Below are 11887 nucleotides of genomic sequence, written 5' to 3' on the forward strand. Positions count from 1 at the left end.
AGCCATTCAGGCCGATCGTGCCAGTATCGGCGGGCGATTGCCTGCCGGCAGATCCTGCGAGCCGCGCTTACAACCATGATCCATCTGGTGGTGGCTGGCCTCCTGGGCCCGCACAGTGCAAGAGAGCGTAGCCGAGCGGCGGGGTCGGCGCTACGGGGCCAGCAGGAGGGCACAAATCTCGAATGCTCGGCAAGCTCGCGAGTAACTTCAACCGCGTCTTCTCTTCTCAGCATGCGGCCTCAGGCGTAACCTCGCCGAAACTTTGTCGAAATTTGGTTTTGAAGGGAGTGTGAGGCGATGGCCACGATAGCCGAACAAACGCGGCGTGACTGCGAGGGACGAATACGCACATTGATCGTGGGGGCTGGCGTGGCCGGATTGACCTTGGCCGCACTCTTGCGCCAGCGCGGCGAGCGTCCGGTGCTGGTGGAGCGCGCGCGCGATCTGAGCGAGGGTGGCTACAACATAGCGCTTTATCCGCTCGGCAGTAGAGTTCTTCATGGGTTGGGCCTGTACGATCGCCTACTCGCCACCAGTCAGCCCTTTCACGACTACCAACTGGGCAACGGGCGGGGCGAGACCATTCACCGCTTCGACCTCCGCAGTCTGGTCGATCGCTATGGCCCCATTCTGGGATTGCGCCGGCACGAGTTGCTGGAGGTGCTGCGCGCGGGCGCCCCCGAGGCCACCATCGTGTTCGATGCGACGGTAGCCTCGATGCGAGAGCAGGGGGGCAGCGTGGAGGTCAGCTTCAGCGACGGCTCCGCGGCAGGGTTCGATCTGGTCGTGGGCGCCGATGGAATTAATTCTGCGCTACGCCAGCAGCTTTTGGCGCCCAGCGAATACGCCTACTGGGACAGCGAATGGGGCTGTTGGCTGGCATGGGCCCCGCCCGGGCTGATGGCGCCCACGGCCAGTGCGGAGTATTGGGGAGCCAGCCGTTTTTTGGGGATCTATCCAGTGCGTGATGGTTTCGGAATCTTTTTTGGCGCCCCCAGGACGATCGTAAAAGCCAGCAACCATCGCACTTTGGCTCGCGAGCTGCGCACCAAGATGAGCGCCGGCCTGGCGCAGGAAGCGCTGGCCGCGATCGAGGCTAGCCAAAACCCCTTCATCTGGGATCTGCATGATTGCCGCAGCGCCCATTGGTGTCGCGGTCGCGTCAGCCTTCTGGGCGACAGCGCGGCAGCCTTCCTACCCACTGCCGGGGTCGGGGCTTCGATGGCGATGCTGTCGGCGGCGGCGCTGGCCGATGAGTTGACCCGGGTGGACGCCGCCCACGTCGACTACGCCCTGCGCCTGTTCGAGCGGCGCGATCGCAAGCGGGTCGAGGCCGCGCAAAACAATTCGCGCCGCTTGGCGCGCCTTATCATGGTGGACTCGGTGCCAATGGCCTGGGGTCGCGACCAGTTGATGAAATTTTACTCGCTGGATCGCGCGCTCAAGGAAGTGGTGGAATTGATGGAAGGCTCAATTTGAGCCCGCGGCTTAGTGGGCGGTGGGGTTCTCTCATCTTGTGATGTAAGCCAAAATGATAGTCAGAGTCTCACAGCATTAGCTGAGGTATTTGGAAATCGGGCTTGCCCGCGCTATGCTGCGCGCGATCCGTAAGCCCCGCAGCGAGGTAGCTATGGCGCAAACAGTGGAAGCGGTAGTGCGCACCCATTCCGGAATGACCGCACGACGCGATATGTGGTGGGTGCAACCGCTGGTGGTGTTCGTGCTGCTGGGCGCGTTCGTAGTGTACGCCACCTGGGCGGCGCTACAGGGGAACCATTATCGTTTCGGGCCGTATCTCTCGCCCTTCTACTCGCCTGAACTGTTCGGCAACCCCCATTACGCCTGGTTTGGTGGCAAACCCGCCTGGTGGCCAGGCTGGCTGCCTTTTTCGGCTGCGATTTTGATCTTGTGGGCGCCGGCCGGCTTCCGCGTTACCTGCTACTACTACCGGGGGGCGTACTACAAGGCGTTTTGGGCCGACCCACCCTCGTGTACCGTGCGCGAGCCGCGTGTCCATTACCACGGCGAATCCTCATTTCCCCTCATCCTGCAAAACGTGCATCGCTACTTCATGTATCTGGCCCTGATTTTCCTTGTAATCCTCGGCCACGATGCTTGGAATGGACTGTGGTTCACCGATCCGGCCACCGGTCGCCAAGTCTTTGGAGTGGGGGTGGGCTCCATCATTTTGATCGTCAATGTGGTGCTGCTGGCGGGTTACACCTTCGGCTGCCACTCCCTGCGCCATCTACTGGGCGGGCGGCTGGACCGCATGTCGGAGCATCCACTGCGGCTTAAATGCTGGAGCTGCGCCAATTTCTTTAATAGCCGGCACATGGGATGGGCTTGGCCCAGCCTGTGCTTTGTCGCGTTCACCGACCTGTACATCCGCTTGTGTTCGATGGGGATCTGGGTCGATTGGAGGATATTCTGATGGCCCAGTACGAGAGCCTCGATTACGACGTGCTGGTGATCGGCGCCGGCGGCGCCGGCCTGCGCGCCGCGATCGCCGCCTCGGCCGCCGGGGCCAAGGTCGGCCTGGTGTGCAAATCGCTCTTGGGCAAGGCCCACACCGTGATGGCCGAAGGCGGAGTGGCGGCGGCCTTGGCCAATGTCGATGACCGCGATAATTGGAAGGTGCACTTCGCCGATACGATGCGCGGTGGCGGCTACGTCAACAACTGGCGGATGGCTGAACTGCACGCCAAGGAAGCGCCCGATCGGGTCCGCGAGCTGGAAGCCTGGGGCGCGGTCTTCGATCGCACGCGCGACGGTCGCATCTTGCAGCGTAACTTCGGCGGCCATCGCTACCCACGCTTGGCCCACGTGGGTGATCGCACCGGGCTTGAAATGATTCGCACGCTGCAAGACTACGGCATTCATCGCGGCATCCAGGTTCACATGGAATTCACCGTGGTGGGCTTGCTCACCGATAGCGGGCGAGTAGCGGGCGCCTACGCCTACGATCGTGAACGCGGCTACTTCCACCTCTTTCGCGCCAAAGCTGTGGTACTGGCAACCGGTGGAGTGGGCCGCGCCTATCAGATTACCAGCAATAGCTGGGAATACACCGGCGATGGGCAAGCCATGGCCTATGCCGCCGGGGCCGAGCTGATGGACATGGAATTCGTGCAGTTCCATCCCACTGGAATGATCTGGCCGCCCAGCGTGGCCGGCATCCTGGTGACCGAGGGGGTGCGCGGCGACGGCGGGGTGCTACGTAACAAAGACGGCAAACGCTTCATGTTCGGCGATATTCCCGAGGCCTACCGCCATCAGACCGCCGATAACGAGGAAGAGGGCTGGCGCTATACGCAGGGCGATCGTAACGCGCGCCGACCGCCCGAGCTTTTGACCCGTGATCACGTCGCCCGCTGTATCGTGCGCGAGATTCGCGAGGGGCGTGGCTCGCCTCACGGCGGGGTCTTCCTGGACGTCTCCTGGCTCAAGGAGAAGCTGCCCAACCACGAAGAGTACATCAAGCGCAAACTGCCCAGCATGTACCATCAGTTCCTCAAGCTGGCCGATATCGACATCACCAAAGTACCGATGGAAGTGGGGCCTACCACCCATTACATCATGGGTGGAATTCGCGTGGACGGCGACTCTCAGATGTCCACCCTGCCCGGCTTGTTCGCCGCCGGCGAAGCGGCGGCGGGCCTGCACGGTGCCAATCGGCTAGGTGGTAATTCGCTTTCCGACCTGCTGGTTTTCGGCAAGCGGGCGGGCGACTTTGCCGCGCGCTTCGCCGCCGAGAACGGCCCGGTCAAGACCGACGAAGCCCAGATCGACGCGCTGACGGCGCGGGCGCTGCGTCCCTTCGAGCCGGTCGCGGGCAAGGCCGAATCGCCCTATGCCTTACAGGGCGAGCTCAAACAGACGATGCAGAATCTGGTGGGAATTGTCCGGCGTGAAGCCGAGATCCAGCAGGCGTTGGAGATCATCGCCAAATTGCGCGAGCGCGCCCAACACGTCCAGGTCGAGGGTAACCGGCAATACAATGCCGGCTGGCACACCGCTCTGGACCTGCACAACCTGCTAACCGTGTCGGAGGCTATCTGCCACGCCGCGCTGGCGCGCAAGGAAAGCCGCGGCGGCCATTTCCGCGAAGACTATCAGCAGCGAGACCCCGAGTTGGAAAAAGTCAACTCCGTTATCCGCAAGGATGGCGACAAAATGGCGCTGACGCTGGTCCAGCGGGCAGCCTTGCCGAGCGAACTACAGCAAATCATCGAGGATCAACAAAAGTGAGCGACAGCGCGACGTTTCGAATCTGGCGCGGCAACGCCCAGGGCGGTCAGTTCCGCGATTACTCGGCGCGGCTTTCCGAAGGAATGGTGGTGCTCGACGCGATCCATCAGATCCAGGCCGAACAGGCCCCGGATATGGCGGTCCGCTGGAACTGCAAGGCAGGCAAATGCGGCTCCTGCTCGGCGGAAATCAACGGTCAGCCCCGTCTGATGTGCATGACGCGACTTAATACCCTGCCGCTGGAGCAGCCGGTGACGGTGGAGCCGCTCCAGACCTTTCCCTTGATCAAGGATTTGGTCACCGACGTTTCCTGGAATATGCGAGCCAAGCTGACTATCAAGCCGCTCAAGATGCGCCCGCCTGACAACCCCGACGGCACTTGGCTGATGGCTCAGGACGACGTCGAGCGGGTCCAGGAATTTCGCAAGTGCATCGAATGCTTCCTGTGCCAGGACGTCTGCCATGTCCTGCGCGAGCATCATCTGCACGATGAATTCGTGGGTCCTCGCTTGCTGACCTTCACCGCCGCCCTGGAGATGCATCCGGCCGACGTCGCGGACCGGCTGCCGGACCTGCGCCAGAGCGAAGGGCTGGCCTACTGCAATATCACGAAGTGTTGCACCAAGGTGTGTCCCGAGGAGATCCACATCACCGACAACGCGATCATCCCGCTCAAGGAGCGAGTCGTGGATCGCTACTTCGATCCGCTCACCCGTCTGCTGCGCGCGGTGGGAGTGGGCAAGCACGACTGAGGTTTGGCTCCCGAGCCCTCAACGGCGCGGGTGTAGCGTCATCAGCACGCCATAGCGCGGGCGCAGAGTCACCAGGGGCTGCGGCTCGATTGGATGGTTGGGGACGAGTCGCAGCCGGTAATGCTGAGCCACTGTGGCCAGGACCATCTGCGCTTCTACCAGCGCGAACTGGTTGCCGATACACAGGCGCGGCCCGCCGCCGAAGGGGAAATAGGCGTAGCGTGGGCGCCGCTCGATTTGCGCACTCTCGAAGCGGCGGGGCTCAAAGCGCTCGGGTTCGGGCCAATACTCGGGATGGCGATGGGTGATATAGGTGCACAGAAAAACATTGGTTCCCCTGCGCAGATAAAAGCCTCCCACTTCGTCGTCCCCGACCGCATGGCGGGAGACGCCCCAGGCTGGAGGATACAGCCGCATCGATTCTTCGATCACCATCCTGGTATACGGCAGGCGCGGTAAATCGGCCGTCGTCGGTAGCGCCCCACCCAGCACCCCATCCAGTTCGTCGTGCAGGTTGGCTTCAACTTCGGGATTGCGCGCGAGTAGAAACCAGGTCCACGCCAACGCGTTGGCGGTGGTTTCGTGGCCAGCCAGCAGCAGAGTCAGCAATTCGTCGCGCAGTTGCCGTTCGCTCATCGCGGGACGTCCACTTTCGTCGCGTGCCGCTAGCATCACCGCCAGCAGATCGTCCTGCGCGCCACCGTCGGCTCTGCGTGCGCGGATAAGCTCGCGCGCGATCCGGTCCAGTTTTCGCACCGCAGCTTGGAAGCGCAGGTTTTCGGGAGTCGGAAAAAATGGCAGCAGCACGGTAATCAGGCTAAGCCGGCCAAAATGGCGGTTGGCGATTGCCAGGTTGTTCGTAACGCTGTCAGCGTGGCGCTCGATATCGAAGCTGAAGAGGGCGCGGGCGACGATTTTCAAAGTCAAGCGCCCCATTTCGGCCGCAACGTCCAATGGCTGCCCGCTTTGCGCCCGCTGGCGCCAATCCGCGAGCATGGCCAGGGTGCTCTCGCTCATCAGGTTGCCCCAACCCATAACCCGCTCGCGATGAAACATCGGCTGAATAAGCCGGCGCTGGCGTAACCAGAAGTCACCCTCGCTGGTCAACAGCCCCGCGCCCAGGAGCTGCCTGAGAACGCGATAATCGAGATTGTTCTTGTCGTAGTTGCGATTGTTATCCTGTAAAACGTGCTTGATGGCCTCGGGATGGGCCACCAGGTAAAAGCGCTGACGCAACAGCCGATAGCCGACCACGTCGCCGTATTCGCGCCAGGTCGCCATCATGTAGCTCAGCGGATCGTGAAACAACGCCCGTCCGCTGCGCATCAGACCGCCCGGGCTTGGTGGCAACGCACCCTGCCCTGCCATTAGACCGGCTCGTCCCTGGGTAAATTCCCCGTCTTGGCTGCCGCTTCATCGGCCAAGTCGTCGGCGGCAATATCATCATCAGGGGGCAATTCTCCGTCGCTTTGCATCGTCTCGCCGGCTTTTCCCGCCAACTCGTCGACTTCCTGGGGGACGATAGCCTCGGCCTGCTCCTCCCGATCCAGGATGGCGCTCATCGCCTGCAAATGGCGTTGCACGGCCTGCGCCAGCTCGCGGTTGATTTCACGCACCTCGGCCAGTTGTTCGACCGACGCTTGGCGAATGCGTTTGAGACTGCCGAAATGGCGCAGCAAGGCGCGCGCGCGCACCGGTCCGATTCCCTCTACATCGGCAAGAATCGTGCGCAGCCGGGCGCGCAAGCGCAGCTCGCGGTTGTAGGTAATCGCGAAACGGTGCGCCTCGTCGCGCAGCCGTACCAGCAGGAACAGTGCGTTGGAGTTGGGCTTGAGCACAACCGGATCCTTGCGATTGGGTAAAAACACCCGCTCCTCGGATTTGACCACCTTGGGTGCGCGCGGATCGTTGAGCACGTGCTGCTTGGCCAGACCGATGACGTCGATCTGGGTCGCCAGCTCGAATTCGCGCAGCACTTCCAGGGCGACGTTAAGTTGTCCCTTGCCACCGTCGATTACCATCAGGTCGGGATACTCCTGTTCCTCCCGCGCCCGCCGCAGCCGGCGGCTGAGGACTTCGTACATGCTGGCGAAATCGTCCTGCCCCTCCACCGTGCGCATCCGATAGCGCCGATAAAGTGCCTTGCAGGGTAGGCCTTCGTCGAACACTACCTGCGATGCCACCACCATCGCCCCTTGCAGATTGGAAATGTCATAGCACTCGATTCGCTTGGGGCTGTTGCGCAGATGGAGCTTGGTGCGCAGTTCCTCCAACATCCGCTCACGCGTCTGGTCGCTGTCGCGGCGCGCGGCGAAGCTCTGGCGGGCGTTTTCGTTAGCCATCTCCAGCAGCCGCTGCTTGGGGCCGCGCCGTGGCACGCCGAGCGTTACCTTGCGCCCGCGCCGCTCGGAAAGTAGTTCGGCACGCGCCGGAGCGTCTTCCAAAGCGACCGGGAGCAGAATTTCATCGGGCAGATAGCGCCCACCGCTGTAGAACTGGGTCAGCAGATCGGCCAACACGTCTTCATCGGCGAATTCCAGATCCTCGAAGCTCCAGCTTTGCGAGCTGGTCAGCTTGCCCCGGCGCACCATCAGGACCAGCGCCTCGATAAAGCCACCCTCCCGATAGAGGCCGAAGACGTCCTGGTCGCCGCCCCAGTGATGGAGCACGGTCTGGCGCTCGACCGTCTTCTCGATCGCCCGCACCTGGTCGCGCAGGCGGGCGGCGTGTTCGAACTCAAGCCGCTCGGCGTGGGCCCGCATCTGCTCGCGTAAAGCTTTGAGCAAGTCACGGTCGCGCCCTTCCAGCAGCATTACGGCGGCATCCAAATGGCGCTGATATTCGGCGCGATCCACCGCCAGGCAGCACGGCCCCAGGCATCGCTTGATCTGATATTCCAGGCACGGACGGGAGCGATTGCGAAAGACGGTGTCGGAGCAAGTGCGCAGCGGAAAAACTTTGCGAATTACGTCGATTGTCTCGCGCAGGCCGTCGGCGGAGCCGAAGGGACCGAAGTAAAGCCCGCCGTCCTTCACGATCTGACGCGTTACCGTGATTCTGGGCCAGGCATGTTTGGTGACTTTGGCGCTGAGATAGGACTTGTCGTCCTTGAGCCTGATGTTGTAGCGCGGCCGGTACTGTTTGATCAGGTTGTTCTCGAGAATCAGCGCTTCTTTTTCGCTGGCAGTGACCAAAGTGTCGAAGTCGTGCACGCGCGCCATCAGGAAGCGGACTTGAAAGCGGGTGTCGCCGCCCTCGCGGAAATAGGCGCGCACCCGCGAGCGCAGCGATTTGGCCTTGCCCACGTACAGCACCTTGCCCGCCCGATCGCGCAACAGATACACCCCGGGGTCGGACGGCACCTGTTCCAGCTTGCGCGCCAGCCCATCGCTCGGCGGCTCACCTTGGGGGCTAGGATCCGCTTGGGTCTGGCCATAATCGATCAGGGATTGATAGGAGCGCCCGACCTCGCGCGGCAGGGCCGTTGGCGGCGCAATTTTGCGGTCATCAGCGGAGTCCAGCCATTTAGGTGCCTGGTCTGCTCGACGCTCGTCCATCGACAGGATTATATATCATCGCCACTATCCTCCGAGAGCGGGGCGGGGCGGCGTAAGGGCAAGCCCAGCTATAGTTCTTACGAGGCGAAGGGTGAGCGCAGGCGGATGCGGCACAGCCCGCTTAGCGCCACAATCGCGAGCAGAACGGGCAGATGCTGGATCAAGGCGCCCAGGCTGGTTTCCAAGGCCAGCTCCACCGCCCACAGAAATTGCACCAGCAGCGCGCTCTGCAGTGCGAAAGCCGCATCCGAATAGGGAGCATCGACGAACATCTCTTCCAGCACTCGGCACAGCATGCCGACCATGAACATGCCAATCACCACGCCGGCGATGCCGAAGTTGGCATAAAATTCGACCAGCATCGGAAAATTGATCGCGGTGTGGTCGTCGTAGCGAGCGACGATGCCGTAGCGTTGGCCAAAGTCCGCGAACAGCAGGGGTTTACCGGGCATCAGAAAGCGCGGCACCAAGCTCCACGCGAGCAACCAGTAACTCTGGCCCTTCCAGTAGGGCACCTCGCGTGGAGTCTGCTCGATTACCACGGCGAAAATATTAATATCGCTCATGCGCGACATCAGCGCGCGCCATTGGTCGTACAACGCTGGATCATCCCAGGTGCTCCGCGCGGCAAGCGCATAAGCTTCCAGCTTCGCCGCGGTGGAGGCCCGCTCCCAACCCGGTAAGGCCTGCCGAAATACTCCTTTGATTCCGGTAAGCAGCACCAGTAACGGCACCAGGGCTAGCAGGGTAGCCCAGGGGATGCGCCGGCGCACATGCAGATAAGCAATCAGGATAACAATCACGTAGGTGGCGGGAGTGGCCAGATAGCCTTGGACCATTTCCAAACCCACTAGCAAGGCGGTGGCCAGCCACAGCCCCGGACGTGGCCAGCCGCGGGCCAACTCGCCGCGAAACTCCAAGAGCCACAGCGCCGACAGGGCAAAAAAACTCAAAATTACCCCGACCATCAGCAGGCCAGCCAATGTGCGAGGCACACCCACGGTTTGCAAGGTGGCGGCCGTCAGCCCAATCGCCAAAAAAATGAAAAGCGTGCCCCGCGGATCGCGCCGCCAGCTAATGGACAAGCCTGGCAACCATGGCATGGTCAATTGAAGCAGCGGCAGTTCATAGGCCAGGACCATCGCGCTCAAGCCCGCCAGGACCAGCCAGGAGGCGTAATCCAGAGTCCGCTCTCCCATCAAGGCCATTAATTCGTCGCGGTAAAAGAAAGTAGTCAAGCCGAACAGAGCGACGTGTGCCAGCAGCAGAGCAGGAACCAAGGGAAAACTTGCCGTGCGATGGCGTATCCGCCGTTCCCAAACGACTGCAAACAACAACGCCAACTCCAGCAGGCTAGTAAACCGATCGATGGTCATCGCATTCGCCGCCCTGGACGGCAGCGCGAATTGTGTCGAGCTACCTATGGCTCTGCTGTCGAAAAAAGACGCTTCGGTGTCCGGCGCAATTTTGTCGCCTTAAGCGGCGCCAGCCTGCCCGCAGCCGTGCTTTCTGCCTTTTCTGTTGTTCACGGCCCTGTGGTATAGGACATTCAGCAAGCAGCGCGGCGGTGAATTGGCGCGCGGCGGCTCAAGTTCCACGCGAAGAGGAAGGTAGTCATGCCCAGGAGCGACGGCGGCGCGCTGGTGGCGCGCGTGATGCGCGAGAATCGGGTCAAGTATTGCTTCACCATCAACGGCGGCCATCTGTTCCCAATCCTGGCCAACCTGCGCAGCAACGAAATTAAGATGATTCACATGCGGCACGAGCAGGCCACCGCCTATGCCGCCGACGCCTACGCCCGCATCACCGGCGAACCCGGTGTATGCATGGTCACGGCCGGCTGCGGCCTGACCAATGCGGTCACCGGCTTGTGCCTGGCCGGCCTCACCGGCAGCGCCGTGGTCTGCATCTCCGGCCAGCATCCTCACACCGAGGACCATTTGGGCTCGTTTCAGGAGGCCTACGGTTCGGAAGTAGTCAGGAGCTTTTCCAAGTACACCAAGCGCGTGACCGATTGGAGTTCGATTGAGTTCGACGTTCGCACCGCTTTCCGCGAAGCGATTGCGCCACCACAAGGGCCGGCGCTGGTCGAGATTCCGCAAAACGTGCTGTATGCCCAGGGCGAGGAGGAGCGCCAGCGCAAGGGCGCCAGCCGCTTCACCGCCGACGATTTGCGCACCAGTGCCGATCCGGCCAAAATCGATCGCGCCTTGGAGATGCTGGCCGCCGCCCAACGGCCGCTGATCGCGGGCGGGGACGGGCTGTTTTGGTCGCAAGCCGGTCCCGAACTGCGGGAGTTCGTCGAGCTGACCGGAATTCCCGCCTATACCCGGCGTGCCGGCCAGGGGGCGCTCTCCGAGGAGCATCCACTGGCGATTCGGGGCGCATTCAAGAAGCCCTTCACCGGACGAGCCGACGTGGTACTGGCCATAGGCTTTCGCTTTTGGAGCGGCGAGCATTTTGGCCAACCTCCAACGTGGACCGATCAAGCGAAGTATATTCAGGTCGATTCCACGCCGACGCGGATCGGATGGCAGGTCGCGGTCGATCTGCCGGTGGTGGGAGATCCCAAACTGGTGCTACGCCAGATGATCCAGCGTATCAAGGAACTCAAGCTGGATTTCAGCCACAATCGCAACTCCTCCTGGACCAAAGAAGTCGGCCAAGCGCGCGCCAATCTCACACGCGCTCTGGTCGAGCAGGTTGACAAGGCTCGTAACCACGCGCCGCTGCACCCTGCCCGGCTGGCCAACGATTTGGTCACGGTGATGGATAAAAACGCCAGCGTTGTCATCGACAGCTTCACTTTGTCGGGCTATATGAGCTTATGGATGGCGGCGCGCTTTCCAGGTCAAATCGTCGATGCCGGGCCGTTGGCTCCAGTGGGCCACGGAGTAGGGATGGGGATCGGCGTGCAACTGGCGCGGCCGGGGGCGCAGGTAGTGGTGGTCAGCGGCGACGGCGGCATCGGCATTGGCGGCTTCGATATGGAAACTGCGGCCCGCTACAAGCTGCCGGTGGTCTGTGTTATCTGGAACAACAGCTCTTGGGGTCCAAGCTTCGAATCGATGCCGATGCTCAAGGATCGTACCGAACCCTTCAACATGCTGGCTGGCATTCGCTACGACAAGATCTTCGCCGAGATGGGATGCCATGGCGAGCACGTCGAGAGCGGTGACGAGATCGTGCCGGCACTGGAGCGCGCCTTCGCCTCGGGTAAGCCGGCGGTGATCAACGTAATCGGCGACAAGACTATCGGCCATCCCAGCTTGGGCGGCAACCTGCTAGGCTCGACCGGTTCCAACTAGTCCAGCCCGCAGAAGGAAG

At 62.1% G+C, this 11887-nt stretch carries 8 protein-coding genes; 5 read left to right on the forward strand and 3 right to left on the reverse strand.

Translation table 11 applies throughout. From position 1 onward, the window contains the following. The first annotated feature begins 297 nt into the window (after positions 1–297). From VKV28_17240 to VKV28_17255, 4 genes are all read left to right on the forward strand, one after another. Positions 298–1479 carry an NAD(P)/FAD-dependent oxidoreductase gene (locus tag VKV28_17240; protein ID HLH78549.1) on the forward strand — a complete coding sequence of 394 codons (1182 nt, stop codon included), beginning with the start codon at positions 298–300 and terminating at the stop codon, positions 1477–1479. Between the two features lie 151 nt (positions 1480–1630). After that, positions 1631–2434: a hypothetical protein gene (locus tag VKV28_17245; GenBank protein ID HLH78550.1), complete on the forward strand. Its 804-nt coding sequence runs from the start codon at positions 1631–1633 to the stop codon at positions 2432–2434. After that, a complete protein-coding gene (locus VKV28_17250; protein ID HLH78551.1) occupies positions 2434–4251 on the forward strand; it encodes a fumarate reductase/succinate dehydrogenase flavoprotein subunit in 1818 nt (605 codons plus the stop codon). Before VKV28_17245 ends, VKV28_17250 begins: the two co-directional genes overlap by 1 nt. Beyond that, the gene (locus VKV28_17255) at positions 4248–5003 is read left to right on the forward strand and encodes a succinate dehydrogenase/fumarate reductase iron-sulfur subunit (GenBank protein HLH78552.1); all 756 of its coding nucleotides are present in this window, start codon (positions 4248–4250) and stop codon (positions 5001–5003) included. Before VKV28_17250 ends, VKV28_17255 begins: the two co-directional genes overlap by 4 nt. A gap of 18 nt (positions 5004–5021) precedes the next feature. On the opposite strand, the gene VKV28_17260 is transcribed toward VKV28_17255, so the two are convergent. The 3 genes from VKV28_17260 to VKV28_17270 form a co-directional block, all read right to left on the reverse strand. Further along, positions 5022–6371 (reverse strand): cytochrome P450, encoded by a 1350-nt coding sequence (locus VKV28_17260; protein ID HLH78553.1) that lies wholly within the window; start codon positions 6369–6371, stop codon positions 5022–5024. Continuing rightward, entirely contained in the window at positions 6371–8560 is a 2190-nt protein-coding gene (uvrC, locus tag VKV28_17265; protein HLH78554.1) for an excinuclease ABC subunit UvrC, read from the reverse strand. The genes VKV28_17260 and uvrC overlap by 1 nt, the downstream gene beginning before the upstream one ends. Before the next feature lie 77 nt (positions 8561–8637). After that, positions 8638–9936 (reverse strand): hypothetical protein, encoded by a 1299-nt coding sequence (locus VKV28_17270; protein ID HLH78555.1) that lies wholly within the window; start codon positions 9934–9936, stop codon positions 8638–8640. Between the two features lie 240 nt (positions 9937–10176). Between VKV28_17270 and VKV28_17275 the strand changes: the two genes are divergently transcribed. Continuing rightward, positions 10177–11868: a thiamine pyrophosphate-binding protein gene (locus VKV28_17275; protein HLH78556.1), complete on the forward strand. Its 1692-nt coding sequence runs from the start codon at positions 10177–10179 to the stop codon at positions 11866–11868. Positions 11869–11887 lie beyond the last annotated feature (19 nt).

This window comes from Candidatus Binataceae bacterium, assembly GCA_035294265.1.
GTDB lineage: Bacteria > Desulfobacterota > Binatia > Binatales > Binataceae > DATGLK01.

Excerpts from the sequence above, each read along its gene's own strand:
- VKV28_17240 (HLH78549.1), top strand. The coding sequence starts at position 298 with ATGGCCACGATAGCCGAACAAACGCGGCGTGACTGCGAGGGACGAATA.
- VKV28_17245 (HLH78550.1), top strand. The coding sequence starts at position 1,631 with ATGGCGCAAACAGTGGAAGCGGTAGTGCGCACCCATTCCGGAATGACC.
- VKV28_17250 (HLH78551.1), top strand. The coding sequence starts at position 2,434 with ATGGCCCAGTACGAGAGCCTCGATTACGACGTGCTGGTGATCGGCGCC.
- VKV28_17260 (HLH78553.1), bottom strand. The coding sequence starts at position 6,371 with ATGGCAGGGCAGGGTGCGTTGCCACCAAGCCCGGGCGGTCTGATGCGC.
- uvrC (HLH78554.1), bottom strand. The coding sequence starts at position 8,560 with ATGGACGAGCGTCGAGCAGACCAGGCACCTAAATGGCTGGACTCCGCT.
- VKV28_17270 (HLH78555.1), bottom strand. The coding sequence starts at position 9,936 with ATGACCATCGATCGGTTTACTAGCCTGCTGGAGTTGGCGTTGTTGTTT.
- VKV28_17275 (HLH78556.1), top strand. The coding sequence starts at position 10,177 with ATGCCCAGGAGCGACGGCGGCGCGCTGGTGGCGCGCGTGATGCGCGAG.